19 protein-coding genes, 2 tRNA genes and 1 pseudogene are annotated in these 23,908 nt (G+C 19.5%); 18 read left to right on the top strand and 4 right to left on the bottom strand.

The window, feature by feature from the left end; genetic code table 11:
* The 3 genes from carB (at position 1) to GJU01_RS00895 (ending at position 5,688) form a co-directional block, all read left to right on the top strand.
* On the top strand, positions 1-3,225 hold the full coding sequence (gene carB / locus GJU01_RS00905; protein WP_168867980.1) for a carbamoyl-phosphate synthase large subunit: 3,225 nt from the start codon (positions 1-3) through the stop codon (positions 3,223-3,225).
* A gap of 63 nt (positions 3,226-3,288) precedes the next feature.
* Positions 3,289-4,278 carry a CAF17-like 4Fe-4S cluster assembly/insertion protein YgfZ gene (gene ygfZ / locus GJU01_RS00900; protein WP_168867979.1) on the top strand — a complete coding sequence of 330 codons (990 nt, stop codon included), beginning with the start codon at positions 3,289-3,291 and terminating at the stop codon, positions 4,276-4,278.
* 87 nt (positions 4,279-4,365) lie between these two features.
* Positions 4,366-5,688, top strand: a complete 1,323-nt coding sequence (locus tag GJU01_RS00895; RefSeq protein WP_168867978.1) for an OmpA family protein — start codon at positions 4,366-4,368, stop codon at positions 5,686-5,688.
* 99 nt (positions 5,689-5,787) lie between these two features.
* Here GJU01_RS00895 and GJU01_RS00890 read toward each other — a convergent pair.
* Positions 5,788-5,860 (bottom strand) — tRNA-Phe (locus GJU01_RS00890).
* 295 nt (positions 5,861-6,155) lie between these two features.
* On the opposite strand from GJU01_RS00890, the gene GJU01_RS00885 reads away from it, so the two are divergent.
* Together GJU01_RS00885 and groL are read left to right on the top strand one after the other, a co-directional pair.
* Complete coding sequence (locus tag GJU01_RS00885; RefSeq protein ID WP_168867977.1) at positions 6,156-6,446, top strand: co-chaperone GroES; 291 nt, start codon at positions 6,156-6,158, stop codon at positions 6,444-6,446.
* 75 nt (positions 6,447-6,521) lie between these two features.
* Positions 6,522-8,165: a chaperonin GroEL gene (gene groL, locus GJU01_RS00880; RefSeq protein WP_168867976.1), complete on the top strand. Its 1,644-nt coding sequence runs from the start codon at positions 6,522-6,524 to the stop codon at positions 8,163-8,165.
* A gap of 95 nt (positions 8,166-8,260) precedes the next feature.
* On the opposite strand, the gene GJU01_RS00875 is transcribed toward groL, so the two are convergent.
* Positions 8,261-9,238, bottom strand: a complete 978-nt coding sequence (locus GJU01_RS00875) for a KamA family radical SAM protein (protein WP_168867975.1) — start codon at positions 9,236-9,238, stop codon at positions 8,261-8,263.
* Between the two features lie 65 nt (positions 9,239-9,303).
* Here GJU01_RS00875 and efp point away from each other — a divergent pair, with 65 nt between their 5' ends.
* Entirely contained in the window at positions 9,304-9,870 is a 567-nt protein-coding gene (gene efp, locus GJU01_RS00870) for an elongation factor P (protein WP_168867974.1), read from the top strand.
* 24 nt (positions 9,871-9,894) lie between these two features.
* Positions 9,895-10,869, top strand: a complete 975-nt coding sequence (gene epmA / locus GJU01_RS00865) for an elongation factor P--(R)-beta-lysine ligase (protein ID WP_168867973.1) — start codon at positions 9,895-9,897, stop codon at positions 10,867-10,869.
* Between the two features lie 19 nt (positions 10,870-10,888).
* Here the strand turns inward: epmA and asd are convergent, their stop codons facing one another.
* Positions 10,889-11,761 carry an archaetidylserine decarboxylase gene (gene asd / locus GJU01_RS00860; protein WP_168867972.1) on the bottom strand — a complete coding sequence of 291 codons (873 nt, stop codon included), beginning with the start codon at positions 11,759-11,761 and terminating at the stop codon, positions 10,889-10,891.
* A gap of 109 nt (positions 11,762-11,870) precedes the next feature.
* Between asd and orn the strand changes: the two genes are divergently transcribed.
* The 11 genes and pseudogenes from orn (at position 11,871) to acpS (ending at position 23,003) form a co-directional block, all read left to right on the top strand.
* The gene (orn, locus tag GJU01_RS00855; protein WP_168867971.1) at positions 11,871-12,422 is read left to right on the top strand and encodes an oligoribonuclease; all 552 of its coding nucleotides are present in this window, start codon (positions 11,871-11,873) and stop codon (positions 12,420-12,422) included.
* 74 nt (positions 12,423-12,496) lie between these two features.
* Positions 12,497-12,570: transfer RNA gene (locus tag GJU01_RS00850), tRNA-Gly, on the top strand.
* Positions 12,571-12,612: 42 nt separating this feature from the next.
* Complete coding sequence (gene mutL, locus GJU01_RS00845) at positions 12,613-14,334, top strand: DNA mismatch repair endonuclease MutL (protein ID WP_168867970.1); 1,722 nt, start codon at positions 12,613-12,615, stop codon at positions 14,332-14,334.
* Positions 14,335-14,342: 8 nt separating this feature from the next.
* Positions 14,343-15,290 (top strand): tRNA (adenosine(37)-N6)-dimethylallyltransferase MiaA, encoded by a 948-nt coding sequence (gene miaA / locus GJU01_RS00840; protein WP_168867969.1) that lies wholly within the window; start codon positions 14,343-14,345, stop codon positions 15,288-15,290.
* A 78-nt stretch (positions 15,291-15,368) separates the two neighbouring features.
* Positions 15,369-16,112 (top strand): 23S rRNA (guanosine(2251)-2'-O)-methyltransferase RlmB, encoded by a 744-nt coding sequence (gene rlmB / locus GJU01_RS00835; RefSeq protein WP_168867968.1) that lies wholly within the window; start codon positions 15,369-15,371, stop codon positions 16,110-16,112.
* 102 nt (positions 16,113-16,214) lie between these two features.
* Entirely contained in the window at positions 16,215-18,257 is a 2,043-nt protein-coding gene (locus GJU01_RS00830; protein ID WP_168867967.1) for a M3 family metallopeptidase, read from the top strand.
* Between the two features lie 54 nt (positions 18,258-18,311).
* On the top strand, positions 18,312-20,102 hold the full coding sequence (lepA, locus tag GJU01_RS00825; protein ID WP_168867966.1) for a translation elongation factor 4: 1,791 nt from the start codon (positions 18,312-18,314) through the stop codon (positions 20,100-20,102).
* Positions 20,103-20,220: 118 nt separating this feature from the next.
* Positions 20,221-21,009, top strand: a pseudogene (lepB, locus tag GJU01_RS00820) (signal peptidase I); the annotation flags it as partial.
* Positions 21,010-21,058: 49 nt separating this feature from the next.
* Entirely contained in the window at positions 21,059-21,739 is a 681-nt protein-coding gene (gene rnc / locus GJU01_RS00815) for a ribonuclease III (RefSeq protein WP_168867964.1), read from the top strand.
* A 26-nt stretch (positions 21,740-21,765) separates the two neighbouring features.
* The gene (gene era / locus GJU01_RS00810; RefSeq protein WP_168867963.1) at positions 21,766-22,593 is read left to right on the top strand and encodes a GTPase Era; all 828 of its coding nucleotides are present in this window, start codon (positions 21,766-21,768) and stop codon (positions 22,591-22,593) included.
* 41 nt (positions 22,594-22,634) lie between these two features.
* Positions 22,635-23,003 (top strand): holo-ACP synthase, encoded by a 369-nt coding sequence (acpS, locus tag GJU01_RS00805; protein WP_168867962.1) that lies wholly within the window; start codon positions 22,635-22,637, stop codon positions 23,001-23,003.
* An 8-nt stretch (positions 23,004-23,011) separates the two neighbouring features.
* Here acpS and djlA read toward each other — a convergent pair whose 3' ends face one another.
* Positions 23,012-23,902 carry a co-chaperone DjlA gene (djlA, locus tag GJU01_RS00800; RefSeq protein ID WP_168867961.1) on the bottom strand — a complete coding sequence of 297 codons (891 nt, stop codon included), beginning with the start codon at positions 23,900-23,902 and terminating at the stop codon, positions 23,012-23,014.
* Positions 23,903-23,908: the final 6 nt, after the last annotated feature.

Genomic DNA, 23,908 nt, shown 5'->3' with positions numbered 1-23,908 from the left:
ATGCCAAAACGTACTGATATAAAAAATATTATGATTTTAGGATCCGGGCCAATTGTTATTGGCCAAGCTTGTGAATTTGATTATTCAGGGACTCAAGCATGTAAAGCTTTAAAAGAAGAAGGATATAATTTAATTTTAGTAAATTCTAATCCTGCTACTATTATGACTGATCCTGATATTGCTAATATTACTTATATAGAACCTATGAATTGGGAAAGTATTGCTAAAATTATAGAAAAAGAAAAACCTGATGTAATTTTACCAACAATGGGTGGCCAAACAGCATTAAATTGTATTTTAAATTTAGAAAAAAATAATGTTTTAAATAAATTTAATGTTAATACGATTGGAGTATCAATTGAAACTATAAATAAAGCAGAAAACCGTTGTTCTTTTGCAAATATTGTAAAAGAATTAGGTTTTAATATACCTAATTCTTTTATTATTCATAATATAGATGAAGCATTACAGTATATTAAAAAAATTGGTTTTCCATGTATTATTAGACCATCATTTACTATGGGAGGAAGTGGTGGAGGAATTGCAAATAATATAACAGAATATAAAAAAATTTGTAAAAACGGTTTTAATTTATCTCCAAACCATGAATTAATTATTGATGAGTCATTAATAGGGTGGAAAGAATATGAAATGGAAGTTGTAAAAGACCAAAATGGTAATTCTATTATTGTTTGCTCTATTGAAAATATAGACCCTATGGGTATTCATACAGGAGATTCAATTACTGTCGCGCCAGCACAAACTTTATCTGATAAAGAATATCAAATCATGAGAAATGCTTCTATATTAATTATGAAGGCTATTGGTATCAAATCAGGAGGTGCGAATGTTCAATTTGCTGTCCATCCAAAAACAGGAAAATTAGTAGTAATTGAGATGAATCCTCGTGTATCACGATCCTCAGCATTAGCATCTAAAGCAACAGGATTTCCAATTGCAAAAATATCAGCAAAACTTGCTATAGGTTATACTTTAGATGAACTAGTGAATGATATAACAAGTAATTGTATTACCGCTGCTTTTGAACCTTCTATTGATTATATAGTTACTAAAATACCTAGATTTAATTTTGAAAAATTTTATAATGTGAATGATCGATTAACTACACAAATGAAATCAGTAGGTGAAGTTATGTCTATAGGTAGATCTTTCCAGGAATCGATTCAAAAAGCATTATGTAGTTTAGAAATAGGTATTAATGGTTTTGATTCTAAAATTAATTTAGTTAAAGATAAAAAAAATTTTAATTTAATTATTAAAGAATTAAAAAATCCTGGTCCTGATAGAATTAGGTTTATTGCAGATGCTATAAGATTAAATATACCAATACAAGATATTTATCAATATTCAAAAATAGATAAATGGTTTTTATTACAAATAAAAGATCTTATTAATATTGAAAATAAAGTAAAAAAAATAGGTATTGAATATTTATACAATAAAGAAAATTTTTTTAATTTAAAAAAAAAAGGATTTTCTGATGCTAGATTAGCAGATTTATTAGATATATCTGAAGATAAAATAAGAAAATTACGACATAAATTAAATATACATCCAGTGTATAAAAGAGTAGATACATGTTCTGCTGAATTTGAAACAAATACAGCTTATATATATTCAACATATGAAATAGAATGTGAAGCTAAACCTAGTAAAAATAAAAAAAAAATTGTTATTTTAGGCAGCGGGCCCAATAGAATAGGTCAAGGTATTGAATTTGATTATTGTTGTGTACATGCATCAATAATATTACGTCAAAATAATTTTGAAACAATTATGATTAATTGTAATCCAGAAACTGTTTCTACTGATTATGATATTTCAGATCGTTTATATTTTGAGCCTATTACATTAGAAAATGTCTTAGAAATTATTAGAATAGAAAAACCACAAGGTGTAATTATACAATACGGAGGACAAACTCCACTAAATTTAGCTAAAAAATTAAAAAAAGAAAATATTAATATTATAGGTACTAGTCCAGAATCTATAGATTTAGCTGAAGATAGAGAAAAATTTCAATGTATTATTAATTCTTTACAATTAAAACAATCTCCTAATTATATAGTAAATAATTTAAATGAAGCTGTAATAAAGGCAAAAATTATAGGTTTTCCCATTATAGTTAGACCTTCATATGTTTTAGGTGGTAGATCTATGGAAATAATATATGATGAAGAAAATTTAAAAAATTATTATTTACTAAATATAAAAAATAATATTTCTGTTTTATTGGAAAAATTTTTAAAAGATGCTATAGAAGTTGATGTTGACGCTATTTGTGATAGAAAAAATATTTTTATAGGAGGTATTATGGAGCATATTGAATATGTAGGGGTACATTCCGGAGATTCAGCTTGTTCTTTTCCTACACGTACTTTAAGTAAAAGTATTTTAAAGAAAATTAAAATTCAAACTAAACAATTAGCTACAAAAATTAATGTATGTGGATTAATAAATATTCAATTTGCTATAAAAAATAAAGAAATTTATATAATAGAAGTAAATCCTAGAGCATCTAGAACAGTTCCCTTTATTTCTAAAGCAATAAATATACCATTAGCAAAAATGGGTGCATTAGTCATGGTAGGTAAATCTTTATTTAATTTAAATCTTAACAAAGAAATTATTCCACCATATTTTTCTGTAAAAGAAGTTATGTTACCCTTTAATAAATTTGATAATATAGATCCTATATTAGGGCCTGAGATGAAATCTACAGGAGAAGTTATGGGTATTGGATTTTCTTTTGCTGAAGCTTTTTATAAGGCAATGTTAGGAACAAAAATTTTTATAAAAAAAAAAGGCATTATATTAATATCTATACAAAATAAAGATAAAAAATTAATTTTTCCAATAGTACAAAAATTAATAAAATATGGTTTTAAAATTGAAGCAACATATGGAACTGCTCATTTTTTACAAAAATTAAATTTATTAGTTAAAAAAGTTAGGAAATCTACTGAAAAAGAACCAAACATAGTTAACTTTATTCAAAATAAAAGATATACTTATATAATTAATACTGGGAAAAGTAAAAAATCTATTAATAATTCTAGTTTAATTAGAATTCTAGCTTTAAAAAATAATATTTATTATAATACAACTATTAATGGAGCAATAGCTAGTGTAATGGCTATGAAAAATAATTTCAAAAAAAAAGTATTTTCTTTACAAGAACTACATAAATTTCTATTAAAATAAAAAATTTTGTTATTTTAATAATTAATATTTAAATTTTTAAAAACGTGATTTTTATAAAATTATATGTTAAATGATATAGAAAAAAAAAATTATAATGTAAATAATTTATTAAAAGTTTATAATTTAAATTATTTACAAATTTTGAATATTAAAGGACCTGATTGTAAAAATTTTTTACAAAATCAATTAACTATTGATATTAATAAATTAAATAATAATAATTATTTAAATTCTTTACATTGTAATTCTCAAGGAAGAATATTAACAAATATGCATATTTTTAAAAATTCTGATAATTATTATAAATGTATTATTCAAAAAAATATATTAGAATTATATTTAAAGAATCTCAAAAAATATACTGCATTTTATAATATAGAATTTTTTTTAAATTCAAAAGAAAAGATATTTGGATTATCAAGTATAAATTTAAAAAAAATAATTTCTAAAATTTTTAAAAAAAATAATATTTTATTAACAAAAAAAACATTATTTTTTTTTAAAAAAGACATTTTTTTAAAATTTTGTTATTCTAATTATTATTATTTTTTAGTTGTATCAAAAAAAAATATTAAATTTTTTATACAAGAATTTTATTCTAAAAAAATAGTTTATATTGTAAATAATAATTTTTGGAATAAATTTTATATGAAGATAGGTTATCCTATTATTGACGTTAATCATAATTGTAATCTATTTTTTCCTCAACAAAGTAATATGGAAAAATTTAATTTTATTGATTTTAATAAAGGTTGTTATTTAGGACAAGAAATAATTAGTACTTTAAAATTTAAAAATAAAAAAAATAAAAAGTTATTTTTACTAGAAGGTAAATCTAATTTTTTACCGTCATATAAGGATTTATTAGAAATTCAAAATAATAAAACTAAAAAATGGCAAATAATAAGAGATAGTATTATTTTAAAATCAATAGTAATTAAGTTAGATATAATTTGGATACAAGTTATATTAAAAAATAATATTTTAAAAAATTCTTTACTTAGATTAAATAAGGATCAAAAAAATATTTTTTCTATTATTAAAATTTTTTAAAATTGTAAATTTTTAAATAAATAAGTAAAATATTTAAGAATATAAATTTTAATGTTATTCATTTAATAATAAAAGGTTTATATAAAAATGAAAAAAATAACTATTATTTTTATTATGATTATAATGAACATTTATAATATTGCAAATGCTGAATCTAACTTTCAAGAATATTGGTATGTTGGATCTAAATTTGGTTTATCACGATATGATCATATTAAATTATTTGGTAAAGATATTGATAATCAAGAATATAATATTTTTAATCAAATAGGAACTGGAGCATTTTTTGGATATCAATCAAATAATTTTTTAGGTTTTGAACTAGGTTTTGATTGGTTAGGAGCTGTTAAAAAAAATCTTACAGAAGAAGGAATTACAAATTTTTTTGAATCTAAAGGAGTACAATTAACATCTAATATTAGATATCCTATATATAAAAATATATATTTATATAGTCGTTTAGGTGGTTTATTTACTCAATCAATTAATCAACAATATATTAAAAATAATGATTATAGAAAAAATATAAATAACTTACAATATGGTATATACCCAGTATTAGCCATAGGTGGGGAATTTAAAATAAATAGATTTTTTTCATCAAGATTAGAGTATCAATTTTCTGGAAAAATAGGAAATAATGATATTTATAATTTAGGTCAAAAAACAAATAATTCTATGTTTACCATTAATTTAGTATATAAATTTACTGATAAATATCATTTACCTTCATTTAAAAAGTTAATACATAAAGCTAAAAATAATTACTATACTAATTATAGTAATAATAATGTTTTATTAACAACAAAAGTTTATTTTAATTTTAATAAAAGTGATTTAGGTCCACAAAACAAAAAAAAATTAAATCAAGTATTAAATGAAAATATTAAAAACAAAAATTTATCTAAAGATAATGAAAATAAAATAATTATTTTAGGTTATTCTGATTATTTAGAAAAAGATAATAATAATTATGTTTTATCACAAAAAAGAGCTCAAAAAATTGCTGAATATTTAGCATTAAAAAATAAAAATTTATTTAATAAAATAATTATTATTAAAGGATTAGGTAGTAATTTGTTAATTAATAAAAACTGTCAGAAAATAAAAAACTATAAAAAATTAAAAAATTGTTTAGTTATAGATCGTTATGTAGAAATAAAAATTATAAAAACTCCTAAAATTCTTCAAAAAAATATTTTATATAAAAGACATTCTTTAATGGATCATAATTATGATCATGATGATTATTTAAATAATCAAATGAATAATTATAACAATGAATTGTTTATATATAAAAAATTAAGTTATCCATATAACTTTCTTTTTACAAAAGAATATCAAAAAATTTATCACATTAAAAAAGAAGTATATTTAATAAATAAAATAATCAGTAATTTTTTTATATAGATTATAAATAAAAAAATGCAGAAAAAAATTTTTTTCTGCATTTTTTATTTATAAGAAAAAGATATAAAAAAATCTTTTAAATAACAAAATTAAAAAAAATGCCCGAAGGCGGAATTGAACCACCGACACGGGGATTTTCAGTCCACTGCTCTACCGACTGAGCTATTCGGGCATATATAAAAAAATATGTTCTTATTATGACAATATTTATGAGTAAACGTCAATATTTTTTTATTAAAAAATTAAATAAAATAATTATATGGGTAATTAATAATAATTAATCATGATAATATCATATCAATATATTAATTATTTTTATTATTTTTTAACAAAAATTTTGATAAATAAATTTTTTTAAAATAGTACTTGAAACATGGACTATATGTCCTTATCTTTCAGTGCACATTATTCAAAATAAATTAATATTAATTTATAATAGTTAAACTTCTTAAAAGGAGAATTATTAAATGAATATTCGTCCATTACATGATCGTGTTATTGTAAAAAGAAAAGAAGTTGAATCTAAATCTTCAGGAGGAATTGTATTAACAGGTTCTGCTGCAGGAAAATCTACAAGAGGAGAAGTTCTAGCAGTAGGAAAAGGACGTATATTAGATAATGGTGTTGTAAAACCATTAGATGTAAAAAAAGGCGACACAATTATATTTAATGATGGTTATAGTGTTAAAACAGAAAAAATTGATGATGAAGAAGTGCTTATCATGTCTGAAAGTGATATTTTAGCTATTATTAAATAATAAAATTTGTCATTAAATAAAATTTTTTAAAAAATTTAATTAATTTAATATAAATGAATTTAAGGAATATTTAAAATGGCAGCTAAAGATGTAAAATTTGGGAATGATGCCCGTGTAAAAATGTTACGAGGTGTAAATATACTTGCAGATGCAGTTAAAATTACACTTGGTCCAAAAGGTAGAAATGTAGTACTAGACAAATCCTTTGGAGCACCAGCTATAACTAAAGATGGGGTAACTGTTGCTAGAGAAATAGAATTAGAAGATAAATTTGAGAATATGGGTGCACAAATGGTAAAAGAAGTTGCATCCAAAGCTAATGATGTAGCAGGTGATGGAACAACTACTGCTAGTGTATTAGCACAATCTATTGTTAGTGAAGGTTTAAAAGCTGTTGCTGCTGGTATGAATCCTATGGATTTAAAAAGAGGAATAGATAAAGCTGTTATTGCTGCAGTAGAAGAATTAAAAGTAATTTCAGTTCCATGTTCTGATTCAAAATCTATAGCTCAAGTAGGAACTATTTCTGCAAATGCAGATGAAACTGTAGGTAATTTAATTGCACAGGCAATGGAAAGAGTAGGAAAAGAAGGAGTAATTACAGTTGAAGAAGGTACAGGATTACAAGATGAATTAGATGTTGTTGAAGGTATGCAATTTGATAGAGGATACTTATCTCCGTATTTTATCAATAAATCTGAATCTGGTACCGTAGAACTTGATAATCCTTATATACTTTTAGTAGATAAAAAACTTTCAAATATTAGAGAAATTTTACCAATTTTAGAAATGGTTGCTAAATCTAGTAAATCTTTATTAATTATAGCTGAAGATGTTGATGGGGAAGCATTAGCAACACTAGTTGTTAATACTATGCGTGGCGTAGTAAAAGTTGCTGCTGTTAAAGCTCCAGGTTTTGGAGATCGTCGTAAAGCTATGTTACAAGATATTGCTATTCTTACAGGTGGTAATGTTATTTCAGAAGAAATTGGTTTAGAATTAGAAAAAGCTACATTAGAAGATCTTGGACAAGCAAAACGTATAGTTATCAATAAAGATACTACAACTATTATTGATGGTACTGGAAAACAAAATGATATTTCAGGACGTGTTAATCAAATAAGACAACAAATAGATGAAGCGACTTCAGATTATGATCGTGAAAAACTTCAAGAAAGAGTCGCAAAACTAGCAGGTGGAGTAGCTGTATTAAAAGTTGGTGCTGCAACTGAAGTAGAAATGAAAGAAAAAAAAGCTAGAGTAGAAGATGCTTTACATGCTACTAGAGCGGCCGTAGAAGAAGGTGTTGTAGCTGGAGGTGGAGTTGCATTAGTACGTGTAGCTGCTAAATTAACAAATTTAACTGGTCAAAATGAAGATCAGAATATGGGTATAAAAGTAGCGTTAAAAGCAATGGAATCTCCTTTACGTCAAATAGTTTCTAATGCTGGTGAAGAACCATCAGTAGTTGCAAATAATGTAAAAGATGGTCATGGTAATTATGGATATAATGCTGCAAATGAAGAATATGGAGATATGATTAAATTTGGTATTTTAGACCCAACTAAAGTTACAAGATCAGCGTTACAATATTCAGCATCTGTAGCTGGTCTTATGATTACAACAGAATGTATGGTTACTGATTTACCAAAAGAAGAAAAATCAGAAATATCTACACCACCAGGTGGTGGTATGGGTAATATGGGCGGTATGATGTAATTTTTTCTTTAAAAAAATTTAAATTTATTTGAACTACAATTTTATTAATATATTAATAAAAGCTGTGCTATTAATGCACAGCTTTTTGTATTATTTTAAGTAATAAATTTTTTATTTTTCCATCCATAAATATCTTTAGTTAATTTAGGAACTAAAAAACCTGATAATGATAATAATATTTTTTTCATAATTTTCTTGGCTTTTTTTTCAGAAACATTAAAATGTTTACTACCATTTATTTTATCTAAAAGATGCAAATAATAAGGAATAATTCCAATATTAAATAAAGTATTACTTAGTTTAATTAAAATTTTATGATTATCATTTATATTCTTTAATAAAACACTTTGATTAAAAATAGTTATTCCTATCTTTCTTAAAGAATAAATTTTATCAGATAATTCTTCACTAATTTCATTAGGATGATTAATATGAGTAACTATTACAATACGAAATTTACATTTACTAAATATTTTTAATAAATTTATAGAAATTCTTGTAGGTAGAATGCATAATAATCTACTATGTATTCTTAATATTTTAATATGAGGTATTGTTTTTATATCATTAAGAAATAAATTAATTTTATGATCATTTAAAATCAATGGATCTCCTCCAGAAAAAATAATTTCATTAATTTCTAAATTTTTTTTTACATAATAAATTATTTTATTCCAATCACATATTTTAATTGAATTAATATGTTTAGTATTTTTACGAAAACAATATCTACAATGTACTGCACAAATTCCTGTAATTAGTATTAATACTCTATTTTTATATCTATGTATCATACCTGGAATAATAAATTGTTCATTCAGTGGATGATTATTATATTTATCATATTTAATTAATTCTTTTTTATTAAAGATAAATTGTAATAAGATTGGATCTTTGTAATTTTTTTTTTCTATTCTTTTTATAAAAATTAAAGGTATTTTAACTTTAAAAAAAATATTATTTTTTTTATATAAGAATGGATAACTATTTTCTTTTTTAATTTTTAATATCTTAATAAGATCATAATTATTATCAATATTATTAGATAATTGTTTTAACCATAATTCTTTCATAGAATAATTTTATTTTATAAATATAATATAATAATAAATTAATATTTTTTTAAAAAAAAGAAAACATGATTAATTATTGTAGTAATAATTTTAAGATTGGAATGAAATTTATATTTTTAAATCAACCTTATATTATAGAATCTAATGAATTTGTTAAACCTGGGAAAGGACAAGCATTTGTAAGAATAAAAATGAGAAATTTAATTACAGAAAAATTAATTGATAAAACATTTAAATCAACTTATAATTTAGATACTGCAGATATTGTAGAAAAGAAATTAAAATATTTGTATAATGAAACAGATTATTTTTATTATTTTATGGATCAAAATAGTTTTGAACAAACTATTATTAGTTATAAAATAATTAAAAAAAAACAAAAATGGTTAATTTCTCAATATGACTATATTATAACATTTTGGAATCAATTACCTATATTTTTAACATTACCTAATTTTATAAAATTAAAAGTAATAAATACAAGTATAATTGGGAAAGGAAGTATTATAAATAATAATAAAAAGGCTACAATGAGTAACGGAGAAATAATAAAAGTTCCATCTTTTATTAAGATTGGTGATATAATTAAAATTGATACAAGAAAAAAAAAATATATTTCTCGATTTAAATAATAAAATTATTAATTTTTAAATAATATGAAAAATTCTAATTACTTAACTAGCGCTAAAATTAATGATTTAATTCAACGTGCTATTATAATAAAGAAAATAAGAAATTTTTTTGATAAAAAAAATTTTATTGAAGTAGAAACACCAATATTAACTAAATATGAAAATACAAATATTTATTTACAACAATTTAGTACTAATTTTTCTTATTTTACAAATAAAAAAGAATTATTTTTAATTACTAGTCCTGAATATCATATGAAAAGAATACTTGCATCTAAAATAAATCATTCAATTTATCAAATATGTCATAGTTTTCGTAATGGAGAGTTTGGTAGATATCATAATCCAGAATTTACCATGTTAGAATGGTATCATAAAAATTATAATTTAAAACAATTAATGTTAGAAGTAAACTCTTTTTTTAAAAAATTTGGATTTAATAAAATTAAAAATTATTCATATAAAAAAATTTTTTTAAAATATTTAAAAATAAATCCTTTTCATGTAAATCAAAAAAAATTATTATTTTTAATTAAAAAAATAGGTTTTGTAAAAGAAAAAAAAAATAATCACTTTTTTATAAAAAATAATTATTTACAATTATTATTTGATTTATATATTGTACCTAAATTAGGATTTATATCTCCAATATTAATATACAATTTTCCAGCATCACAAAAAACTACTGAAACTATAAATAAAAAAAATAAAAATATAGCAAATAGATTTGAAGTATTTTTTAAAGGTGTAGAATTAGGTAATGGTTTCCATGAGTTAACTAATTATAAAGAACAAAAAAAAAGATTTGACGAAGATAATAATAAAAGAAAACTAATGGGTTTACCCATAAAAAGAGTAGATAATTATTTACTAAAAGCAATGAAATATGGTATCCCAAATTATTCAGGTATGGCTATAGGTTTAGATAGATTTATTATGTTTTTATTAAAAAAAAAATCTATTCATAAAGCTATTAGTTTTTCTATAAAAAATTCTTAATATATAAAAATTTTTACTTCTAAATAATGAATGCTAATAATTCTCCAATTTTAGTTTTTACTCCTTTTTTTAATATAGGATTAAATTTAATTGTTTTAGGAGGAAATAGAGTAATTACAGTTGATCCTATATTAAAATATCCCATTTCTTCGCCTTTTTTTAAATAAATAAAATCTTTTTTATAAAAATTCTTTATGTATGGCCAATTCCAAATTTTAATATTATTTGTTCTAGAAGAAATAACTGAACCGTACCAAGAAGTATAAATCCCACCTACTATTTGGGCTCCAATTAAAATTTTTATGATAAATCCAAAAGATGTTTTAAAAACAAAGATTACTCTTTCATTTAAAATAAATAAATTACATAAATTTTTAGATATTATATGATTAACTGGAAATAATTTTCCAGGAATATATATTATTTTTAATAAAGTCCCATTACAAGACATATGTACTCTATGATAGTCTTTAGGAGATAAATAGACATTTATAAAAAAACCATTATTAAAAATTTTGTTTATTTTAGAATCTTGTCCTATAAGATTATAAAGTGAATAACAACAACCTTTAAATTGAAAAAGTGTATTTTTTTTTATAATACCTATTTCATTAACTGTTCCATCTGTATTTTGAATAATATGATTTTTATCATTATCAATTGGTCTTTTATTCATATTTAATTTTCTTATAAAAAATTTATTAAAAGTTTTATAATAAAAAATATTAGGATATTTTACTTCTTTCATATTTATTTTATATATTTTAATAAATAAAAATATTAAAGAAGTAGTAATTAGCCCAAGCTTTTTTTTTGTAAAATAACTAAAAAATTTTGTAATTAAAAATTGTGGTAATATGTTTTGTATATATAAATAAATTTTTTTTTTCATTTTATAAATAATTTTTTATGAAATATTTAAATATAATACAAAAAAATATTATTAAATAATATTTAAAAATTTAAATTTTTATAAAAAAAATAATATAAGGATATTATTTGTGCAAATAGATAAGAATTTAATATGGTTAGATCTAGAAATGACGGGTCTTAATCCAAAGTTAGATCGTATCATTGAAATTGCTATTATTATTACTAATTCTAATTTAGAAATTATCAATCAAGAAATAGTTATCCCAATATATCAACCAGATAATATTTTAAATACTATGAATTTATGGAATAAAAATATACATAAAAAAACTGGTTTAATTCAAAAAATTCAAAATAGTAAATTTAATGAAAAAAAAGCAGAAATATATATTTTAAATTTTTTAAAATTATGGATTAAACCTAAAAGTACTCCTTTATGTGGTAATAGTATTTATAAAGATCGTATTTTTTTATATAATTATATGCCTAAACTAGAAAAATATTTTCATTATCGTAATATTGATGTAAGTTCAATAAAAGAACTTATAAAAAGATGGAATCCAAAAATTTATTCTAATTTTAAAAAAAAAAAAAAAAATAAACACAGTGCTTTTTATGATATAAATGAATCTATAAACGAATTAAAATTTTATAAAAATTTTCTTTTTAATAATAAATAATATTTTAAATAAATATATTGACAAATAAAACGTAAATTTCATATCATTAATTAAGTTATTTATATTTCTATTTAGCGGGAATAGCTCAGTATGGTAGAGCACAACCTTGCCATGGTTGGGGTCGCGAGTTCGAATCTCGTTTCCCGCTCTATTTTAAAATAAATAAATTTATACATTAATATTATAAATAATGCATATTAAAATTTTACCAAAAAATGTTATAAAAAGAATTGCTGCAGGAGAAGTAATAGATAGACCTGCAACTGTAGTTAAAGAATTAATAGAAAATAGTATTGATGCAAAAGCTTCACAAATAAATTTGTCTATAAAAAAAGGAGGTATTAAATATATTTATATAAATGATAATGGGATAGGCATGAATAAAAAAAATTTAAATTTATGTATAAAAAAACATGCTACAAGCAAAATATTTAATTTAAATGATTTGGATTCTTTTAAGAGTTTTGGTTTTAGAGGTGAAGCTTTAACTAGTATAAAGGCTATATCTAGGATGACTATCCTATCTAAAACATCCAAACAAAGAATTGGTTGGCAATTATATACAGAAGGATTTAATGAAAAAATAATTTATTTTAAACCAATTTCTCATCCAATTGGAACAACTATAATTTTATCTGATCTTTTTTATAACTTTCCTGCAAGAAGATTATCTCTTTCAAATGAAAGTATAGAGTTTGTTTATATTAAAAATATAATTAAAAAAATAAGTTTAATGAAATTTGGTATAGGAATTAAATTTATATATAATAATAAAACTATCTATAATTTTAAAAAAGTTACAGATAACATTTCTTATTTAAATCGTATAAAAGTAATTTGTGGTAGTTATTTTTTAAAAAATTCATTAAAATTTAATTTTATTAATAAAAAATTAGAATTATATGGTTGGATAATTATATATAAAGAAAATAATTTAATAAATAATTTATTTAAATATTTTTATGTTAATAATCGTATAGTATATACTAATTTTATTTATCGTATTATTAAAGAAATATTATTTAATAAATTAAATAATAATTATAAATTTTCTTTTATATTACATTTAAAAATAGAACCTGATCAAATTGATATAAATATACATCCACAAAAAAATAATATATGTTTTTATAATATACAAGAAATATATAATTTTATATTTCAAAATATAACAAAATTATTATGTGATAATAATTTTATCAAAAAAATTAATGATAATATAAATATTAATTTAATAAAAAATAATGATATTAATCAATTAAAAGTAAAAGATGTAGAATATTTTTTTATTCAAAAAAAACTTTCTATAAAAAATCGTTTATTATTTAATAATATTAAAAAAAAAAACTTGGTATATTTAGAAAATTTACCAATTTTTAATTTTAAAAATTTTGGTAAATTTTTAACAATTTTACAAAATACTTATATTATCATAGAAAAAAATAATCTTTTATATTCTATCTTAATAAAAGAAATATTTTCTTTATTATTAAAAATTAAATTTAAATTATATTTAAAAAATAAAAATACTATAAATAGTATTAAGATTAATATCTCTGTTAATATAGAAAAAAAAGAATATTTAATTGTATATAAAATAAAATATTTTTTAAAAAAATTAGGTTTTAAATTTAACATAAATCAAAATAATATAATTCATATTTTATATATACCTATATTTTTATATGACTATAATATTAAAAATTTTTTTTTGTCTTTATTAAAAGATTTTTTAAACATAAAAATAATTTCTTTAAATAAAATTCAAAAATGGATTATTAATTATTTAATTAATTTAAATGAAAAATGGGATTCTTCGAAAATTATAAATTTATTAATGGAATTAGAATTATTAAAATTAGAAAAAAACAATTTTTCAATAAAAAAATTGTTTTATATAATTAAAATATAATTTTTATTATGAATAAAAAAAATAAAATATTACCAATAGCTATTTTTTTAATGGGAACTACAGCTTCTAAAAAAACGTATTTAGCTAGTCGATTAGCTAGAATTTTACCTGTGGAATTAATCAGTGTAGATTCTTCTTTAATTTACAAAAAATTAAATATAGGAACAGATAAACCAAGAAAAAATGATTTTTTTTATACAAAACATTGGTTAATTGATATTAAAGAACCATATCAGTCATATTCTGTAATAGAATTTTATAATGATGTTTTAAATATTATGGATAAAATTACTAAAAAGGGGAAAATTCCACTATTAGTAGGAGGAAGTATGTTTTACTATAATGTATTAATTAATACTATGTCTCCTTTATTACCTGCAGCTAATTTTAAAATACGTAATATGATTACTAATAAAATAAAAAATAAATTATATAAATCATATCATGATATGTTAAAAACAATTGATATTATATCTGCAAATAAAATTCATTGTAATGATATACAGCGTAATTTAAGAGCTTTAGAAATATTTTTTTTAACAGGAAAAACTTTAAGTGAAATAAAAAAAATTCCAGGTAATAAAATTCCTTATAATATATATCAATTTGGATTAACTTATTTTAATCGAGAAATTTTATATAAGAATATAGAAAATAGAGTTTTTAAAATGTTAGAATTAGGTTTTGAAGAAGAAGTAAAAAATCTTATTAAAAATAAATATTTAAAAATTCATTTTCCTGCAATACGTTGTATTGGATATAAACAAATGTTTTTATATCTTGTTAATCAAATAAATTATAATGAAATGGTACAACAAACTATTTTTGCAACACGTCATTTAGCAAAAAAACAATTAACTTGGTTACGTTATTGGAAAAATTTATATTGGTTTGATAGTAATCAAATTTATAAAGCTTATGATTATCTTATAACATTTATCAAAAAAAAAAAATAATTTATTTCAAATAAAAAATTTAAAATTATATTTTTATATTATGATATATTTAATTTATTAAAATAATGATTTAATAATATGAAAGATATTATTTTTGGTATACATTCTGTTATAAGTATTTTAAAAAAAAATCCTTTTTGTGTAAAAAAAATATTTATTTTAAATAGTAAAAAACAATCTAATAAAATTAAAGAATTATTTTTATATATAAATAAATATAATATTCAAATAAATAAAGTTAATAAAAAATGGTTAGATCAAAAAACTAATAATAGTATACATCAGGGTATTATGAGTATAATAAATATATCTAAATCTTTTAAAGAAAAAGATATTTATAAAATTATAAATGAATCAAAAAAGATATTTATTCTTATTTTAGATCGTCTTACAGATACTCATAATTTAGGAGCATGTATTAGAAGTGCCGTTGCATTTGGTGTTAATATAATTATTTTACCTAAAAAAAATTCTGTTAAAATAAATGCTATAGTAAAAAAAATATCTTGTGGAACATCAGAATATATACCCATAATTTTTGTAAAAAGTTTGATAAATATTATTAATTTTTTAAAATCTAATAAAATTTATATTATTGGAGCTGATAATAATAAAAAAAATAATATTATTTATAATAATAAATTAAAATATCCAATATGTTTAATTATTGGTTCTGAAGATAAAGGAATAAGATCTATTATTAAAAAAAAATGTGATTTATTAGTTTCTATACCTATGTTTCATAATTTAAACTCTTTAAATGTTTCTGTCGCTACTGGAATTTGTTTATTTGAAATCACTAGACAAAATAATATTTTTTAATTTTATGAATAATTAATATAAAATATAATTTGTTAAATAAACTTATTATTTAATTAATATTTTATAATTTTATTATCTGTATATATATATTGGAAATTTATTATGAATAATCCATTATTATCTGATTTTCTATTACCTCCGTTTGATAAAATAACTCATAATTGCATGTTATCTGCAATAAAAATTACAATTAATAATTCTAAAAAAGAAATTAATAAAATTTTAAATAAACATAAAAATAATTATAATTGGAATAATTTCTGTCAAAAAATATTAGAATTAGATGAAAATTTATATCGTATTTTTTCACCAATAAATCATTTAAATTATGTTTGTAATAATAGTAAAATAAGAAAAATTTATGAAACTAGTATTCAAATAATTACTAATTATAACTTATGGTTTAAACAAAATAAAGATTTATATAATGCTTATATACAAATACAAAATAACCAAGAAAATTTAAATTTTGATCAATTAAAAATTAAATCTCTTAATGATATAATACGTGATTTTCAACTTTCAGGAATTTTATTATCTAAAGAAAAAAAAAATATATATTCAAAAATTATTAATCGTTTATTAAATTTACAAAATATTTTTAATAATAATATTTTTGATAGTACTCAAAAATTAGAAAAAAATATTTTAAATAAAAAAGAACTAGATGGGATTCCAGATCATATAATAAATATTATGAATAAAAATGCTTTATTAAAAAATAAACAAGGATATTTAATTACTTTAGATATTCCTATTTATTTATCAATTATAACATTTTGTAAAAATAATATTTTAAGAAAAAAAATATATTATATGTATAATACAAGAGCATCTTCTTTAGATCTTAATTCATCTAAATTTAATAATGAACCAATTATAATAAAAGAATTATCATTACGTTTAAAATTATCAAATTTATTAGGATATAGTTCTTATTCAGAACAATCTTTAGCCGTTAAATCTGCTGAAAAAATTTATAAAGTTTTATCTTTTTTATATAAATTAATAAAATTATCAAAAAAACAAGCTAAAAAAGAAGTTTGTAATTTAAAAAAATTTATTAAAAAAAAATATAATTTAACAAAAATAAATCCATGGGATATATCATTTTTTGCTGAAAAATATAAATTTTATTTATATGGAATAAATGAAAATATTATTCGTAATTATTTCCCAATTAATATTGTAATGGAAGGAATGTTTAAAATTATTAATAAAATATATGGTTTATTTTTTAAAAAAAGGAAAGTACCAGTTTGGCATAATAGTGTTATGTTTTTTGATGTTTTTAACTCTAATAATAAATTATATGGTAGTATTTATTTTGATTTATATATACGTTCAGAAAAACGTAGTGGTGCTTGGATGGATATATGTCAATCAAGAATATTAAAAACAAATGGGGTACTTCAATACCCAATAGCTTATGTTAATTGTAATTTTACTCCTTCTATTAATAATTTTTTTTTACTTAATCATAATGAGGTTTTAACTTTATTTCATGAGTTTGGCCATGCTTTACATCATATTACTTCAAAAATAAATATACCTAACATATCAGGAATTAATGGAATACCTTTAGATATTGTAGAATTTCCTAGTCAATTTATGGAATATTGGTGTTGGGAATATGAATCTTTAAAATTAATTTCACAACATTATAAAAATAAAAATAATTTACCAGTAAATATGATGAATAAATTAATTGAATCTAAAAAATATAATTCTGCTTTATCTCTTATGAGGCAAATAGAATTAAGTTTATTTGATATAAGAATACATAAAGAATTTGATTTAAAAAAAAATAATCAAATAACAGATTTAATAGAAGAAATAAGAAAAAATTTAATTACAATAACTCCTATTCCAATTTGGAATAAATATACAAATGTATTTAATCATATATTTGGTGGAGAATATGCTGCTGGATATTATAGTTATTTATGGTCAGAACAATTAGCTGCAGACGTTTTTTTATATTTTAAAAAAAATGGATTATTAAATTTAAAAATAGGAAAAAAATTTTTAAATAATTTTTTATCTTTAGGCAGTTCTGAAAATCCTATTATTTTATTTAAAAAATTTAGTGGTAAGCAATTAAACATTAATTCTTTACTTATACAAAGAGGAATTAAAATATAATTAATATTATAAAAATTAATTTTCTATATTTATAGGTTTTTAAAAAATTATTTTATGAAAAATATAAGAAACTTTTCAATTATTGCTCATATTGATCATGGTAAATCAACATTCGCAGATAGATTAATTGAAATTTGTGGTGGTTTATCTAAAAGAGAAATGACAGCACAAGTATTAGACAGTATGTCATTAGAAAAAGAGAGAGGTATAACAATAAAAGCACAAAGTGTCTCTTTAAATTATAAAGCAAAAAATAATAATTTTTATAAATTAAATTTTATTGATACTCCTGGACATGTAGATTTTTCTTATGAAGTTTCTAGATCTTTAGCTGCATGTGAAGGAGCTTTATTATTAATAGATGCTTCACAAGGGATAGAAGCACAAACTTTATCTAATTATAATATTGCTATTAAAATGGGTCTGACAGTATTACCCGTTATAAATAAAATTGATTTGTTAACTATAAATATTACAAAAATAAAAAAAGATATATCTAATATTATAGGTATTAAATCTAAAAAAATTCTTAAATGTTCTGCTAAAACTGGATTAGGAATAAAAGAAATAATAGAAGATTTAATTAAAAATGTTCCCCCTCCTAAAGGAAATATACAAACTTCTTTACAAGCTCTTATTATAGATTCATGGTTTGATAAATATTTAGGAGTTATAGTTTTAATTTGTATTAAAAATGGTAAAATTTCTAAAGGAATGAAAATTATTATTTTAAATACTAAAAAAAAATATTTTGTTGAAAAAATAGGTATTTTTACACCAAAAAAAATATATTTAAATAAATTAAAATGTGGTGATGTTGGTTGGATAGTTTTAGGAATAAAAAATATAAATGAAGTACCAGTAGGAGCTACTATCACATCATATATAGAACCATCTAGTATATTAATGCCAAGCTTTAAAAAAAGTATTCCTAAAGTTTTTGCTGGGTTATTTCCTATAATGTCAGATGAATATAAAATTTTTAGTAATGCATTAAAAAAATTAAGTTTAAATGATTCTTCTTTATTTTTTGAACCAGAAAACTCAGATATACTAGGACATGGATATAGATGTGGTTTTTTAGGTTTATTACATATGGAAATTATACAACAACGTTTACTAAAAGAATATAATATAAATATAATTACAACTATGCCTTCTGTAAAATATGAAATAGAAACAATTAATAAAGATATTTTATATGTAGATAATTTATCTAAATTTCCTTCATCTCATGTTATAAAAGAAATTAGAGAGCCAATTTTAAAATGTAAGATACTTTCTCCAATTAAATATATTGGAAAAATTATTCAATTATGTATTACTAAAAATGGTATACAAAAAAATATAATGTATCATGGGGATCAAGTTATATTAATTTTCGAAATACCTATGATTCAAGTAATTATAGATTTTTTTGATAAATTAAAATCTATTACGAAAGGTTATGGATCATTAGATTATAGTTTTTTAAAATTTAAAAAATCTAATTTAACTTGTATTCATATTTTAATTAATAAAAAACGTGTTGATGCTTTAACAACAATGACTTATAAAAATAATATTTATTCTTATAGTAAAATATTAGTAGAAAAAATTCAAAAATTAATTCCCAGGCAACAATTCAATATTATAATCCAAGCTACAATTGGAAAAAAAATTATTTCTAGTGCAAATATAAAACAATTACGTAAAAATGTAATTGCTAAATGTTATGGAGGAGATATTAGTAGAAAAAAAAAATTAATTCAGAAACAAAAAGAAGGAAAAAAAAGAATGAAAAATATTGGTAATGTAAAATTACCACCTTCAGTTTTTCTTTCTATATTAAAAAATACTAAATAATTTATTTTAAAATAAAATATAAATATTATTTATATTTTTTTATAAAATAAAAATTTTAAATTATTTTATTTATATAAAAAATATATTTAACTTTAATTATGTATAATATATGTTAAAAAAAAAATATTTCATAAAACAAATAATGTCTCTATTACCTATAATAATATTAATTTTTATAGTCCGTTTGTTTATATATGAACCTTTCTATATACCATCAGGATCTATGATTCCTACCTTATTAGAAGGTGATTTTATTTTAGTAAATAAATTTATTTATGGAATTAAAAATCCTTTAAATAATAAAATTATTATTAAAAATCAACTACCTAAAAGAGGTGATATAGTTGTTTTTAAATATCCTAAAGATACAAAAACAAATTATATTAAAAGAATTATTGGATTACCAGGAGATATTATTGTTTATAATGCTAAAAATAAACAAATTACATTATATAATAGAAAATATATAAAACAAAATATTTTTATCTATAAAAAACTTAAAAAAAGCCAGTTTATTCAAGTTTTTAAAAATAAAAATAAAATATCATTTATTAATATTTCTGAAAATTCAACAGATTATTCTATTTTTAGAAAATTAAGATTTTTTCAATATACAGAATATATAAATAAATTATCACATACAATATTTTTTACTCCTGAATTAGAAATTGATACATCAAATATATATAAACAAAAGAATATTCCATTATATACATGGATTGTTCCATATAAATGTTATTTTGTTATGGGTGATAATCGTGATTATAGTTTTGATAGTAGATATTGGGGATTTGTTCATGAAAAATATTTATTAGGAAAAGCTGTATTAATTTGGTTAAATATTCAAAAAAAATCAAATTCATGGTTGCTAAAAATTAAATTTAATCGAATACATAAAGTTAATTAATTTATTCAAAGTATTACTTATTTTATATAATAGATTAAAATATAATTATGTGAATTTTATTATGATTAATCAATTACAAAAAAGATTAGGGTATATGTTTAATCATCAAGATTTATTATATCAAGCTTTAACACATAGAAGTGCAAGTAGTAAACATAATGAAAGATTAGAATTTTTAGGAGATTCTATATTAAGTTATATTATAGCTAAAGCATTATATAATAAATTTCCTGATGTAAATGAAGGAAATATGAGTCGTATGAGAGCTACCTTAGTTAGAGGTAATACATTAGCAAGTATTGCAAGAGAATTTAAATTAGGAGAATATTTATTTTTAGGTCCTGGTGAATTTAAAAATGGAGGTTATAATAGAGAATCTATACTTGCTGATACTATGGAAGCTTTAATTGGTAGTATTTGTCTTGATAGTAATATAAAAATTGTAGAAAAAATTATTTTATTATGGTACCATTTTAGGTTAAAAAAAATATTACCAGGTAATAATCAAAAAGATCCTAAAACAAGATTACAAGAATATTTACAAAGATCACATCTTCCTTTACCTTATTATTTTATAACAAAAATAAATGGTGAAGTACATAACCAAAAATTTACTATACAATGTAAAATTAGTGGTATATCAGCTATAATTATAGGAATAGGTTCTAGTCGTAGAAAAGCTGAACAATCAGCAGCGGAACAAGCGTTAAAAAAAATTGGTTTAGAATAATTTGTTTTATAATAAAGGTTATTTATGTGAAAAAAATATCTTCATATTATGGGAGTATCCTAATTATAGGCCGGTCTAACGTCGGGAAATCTACTTTGTTAAATACTTTAATTGGGAAAAAAGTATCTATAATTTCCCATAAAATAAATACTACTAATTATAATATTATAGGGGTATATAATAAAAATTCTTACCAAATAGAATATATTGATACTCCAGGAAATATATTTTATAATAATAAAAGTTTAGATTTATTTAAAAAAAATAAATATAACTATATTTTTTTTATTTTAGATCAAAATAAATGGAATTATATAGAAGAAAAATTTGTAAAAATTTTAAACAAAATTAATATACCAATAATTTTAATTATTAATAAAGTTGATAAAATAAATAAGAAAGATATTTTATTACCTTATATTAGTTTTCTTAAACAAAAAATTAAATTTGTTTATTTATTTATTATTTCTGCTAAATATAAATTATATACTGATAATATTAATAATATAATTTGTAAAAAATTACCGAAAAAAAAACATTACTATCCTAGTAATTATATTACTAATCAATCAAAAAAATTTATTTTAAAGGAAATTATAAGAGAAAGTATTATTAAATATGTTCATCAAGAACTACCTTATTCTATAAAAATTCAAATAAATTATCAAAAAAAATTAATAAAATTACCAGATACAATAAGTATTTTTTTGTTCATAAAAAATATAAGACAAAAAAAAATAATAATAGGTAAAAATGCTGTAATAATAAAATTAATTAAGTATCGATCTGAAAAAAAAATAAAATTTTTTTTTAAAAAAAAAATAAATATAAATTTATGGATAAAAGTAAAATAATATTGTTATATCATAAATATATTTAAATTAAAATTATAAATATGAAAATTATTGGCATTGGTATTGATATTATAGAAATAAAAAGAATTGAAAAAGTTTTTATACGTTTTGGAGATCTCTTTGCATATAAAATACTTACTAAATATGAATTATCTATATATAAAAAAAATAATAATAAAATAAAAAATTTAGCAAAATATTTTACAGTAAAAGAAGCTGCAATAAAAGCTTTAAGTACTAATGATATTAGTAATAATATCTTTTTTAAGCAAATAGAATTATCTAATCATATTACAGGTAAACCAAAATTAAAATTTTTAGAAAATACAATTTATGAATATAATATTCATATTTCATTTTCAGATGAAATAAAATATGCTTGTGCAATAGTTATACTTGAAAAAAAATAAGATTTAGTTTATATTATATGTTTTTTAATTATATTATATGCTTTATGTATATTTTGTGTTTTAATTTTTGCTTTTTCTAATTGTGTAGCCGTATACCCTTTTGATATTAACTTATCTGGATGATATTTACTAATTAATTTATGATATGCTCTTTTTATAGTTAATAAATTATCATTATATTTAATTCCTAATAATTTATATGCTTTATCTAATTCTAAATTATAATTATTTTTATCTTGAAATGTATTTTTTTCTTTATAAAAATTATAGGTATTATTGGAATATTTTCTTTTTTTCTCTTGAAAAAAATTATAAAAAAATAAATCTTTTTCATTAATAAAATGATTTTTAAATTTTAATTTTTTTATTATAAATAATATTTCATTATATGAAATATTAAGTTCTTGAAAAATAATATTTAATATTTTTTTAGTATTCGAATGTAAAGAATTGTTTATAAAAGATAATTCAATTTGTATTTCTAAAAATTGATTTATTAAAGTTTTATTTTTACAAATTAAATAATTTAAATTATTTAATTTGTAAATTAAAGGATAATTTTTTTTTTTACCATTTTGAAATGCTTTTTTTACAAAAATTACTTCTTTATTATTTAAATTTATTTTTTTAATTAATTCAATAGTAAAATTTATATCATTATTACTAATAAAACCTTTAGATTTACTAATATAACCCATAATTTCAAAATTTATTTGAAGAAATAATTTTCTAATATTGCTAACATAATTAAAATTATATTTTTTATTATAAAATTTTGTTATTTTATTAATTATAAAGCTAATTAATATAATGATTATTATATTTAATAAATTAAAGCTTATATAATAATTAATAACAAAATTTATTAAAAAGAATAATAATTCTAAATAAGAAAACATATATTC

Source organism: Enterobacteriaceae endosymbiont of Donacia vulgaris (assembly GCF_012568445.1).
GTDB lineage: Bacteria > Pseudomonadota > Gammaproteobacteria > Enterobacterales > Enterobacteriaceae.
The sequence above is the reverse complement of the archived record's forward strand: the minus strand, read 5'-3'. Positions and strand labels throughout refer to the sequence as shown.

Coding starts and splice junctions, on each gene's coding strand:
- carB (WP_168867980.1), top strand. CDS start 1: ATGCCAAAACGTACTGATATAAAAAATATTATGATTTTAGGATCCGGG.
- ygfZ (WP_168867979.1), top strand. CDS start 3,289: ATGTTAAATGATATAGAAAAAAAAAATTATAATGTAAATAATTTATTA.
- GJU01_RS00895 (WP_168867978.1), top strand. CDS start 4,366: ATGAAAAAAATAACTATTATTTTTATTATGATTATAATGAACATTTAT.
- GJU01_RS00885 (WP_168867977.1), top strand. CDS start 6,156: ATGAATATTCGTCCATTACATGATCGTGTTATTGTAAAAAGAAAAGAA.
- groL (WP_168867976.1), top strand. CDS start 6,522: ATGGCAGCTAAAGATGTAAAATTTGGGAATGATGCCCGTGTAAAAATG.
- GJU01_RS00875 (WP_168867975.1), bottom strand. CDS start 9,238: ATGAAAGAATTATGGTTAAAACAATTATCTAATAATATTGATAATAAT.
- efp (WP_168867974.1), top strand. CDS start 9,304: ATGATTAATTATTGTAGTAATAATTTTAAGATTGGAATGAAATTTATA.
- epmA (WP_168867973.1), top strand. CDS start 9,895: ATGAAAAATTCTAATTACTTAACTAGCGCTAAAATTAATGATTTAATT.
- asd (WP_168867972.1), bottom strand. CDS start 11,761: ATGAAAAAAAAAATTTATTTATATATACAAAACATATTACCACAATTT.
- mutL (WP_168867970.1), top strand. CDS start 12,613: ATGCATATTAAAATTTTACCAAAAAATGTTATAAAAAGAATTGCTGCA.
- miaA (WP_168867969.1), top strand. CDS start 14,343: ATGAATAAAAAAAATAAAATATTACCAATAGCTATTTTTTTAATGGGA.
- rlmB (WP_168867968.1), top strand. CDS start 15,369: ATGAAAGATATTATTTTTGGTATACATTCTGTTATAAGTATTTTAAAA.
- GJU01_RS00830 (WP_168867967.1), top strand. CDS start 16,215: ATGAATAATCCATTATTATCTGATTTTCTATTACCTCCGTTTGATAAA.
- lepA (WP_168867966.1), top strand. CDS start 18,312: ATGAAAAATATAAGAAACTTTTCAATTATTGCTCATATTGATCATGGT.
- acpS (WP_168867962.1), top strand. CDS start 22,635: ATGAAAATTATTGGCATTGGTATTGATATTATAGAAATAAAAAGAATT.
- djlA (WP_168867961.1), bottom strand. CDS start 23,902: ATGTTTTCTTATTTAGAATTATTATTCTTTTTAATAAATTTTGTTATT.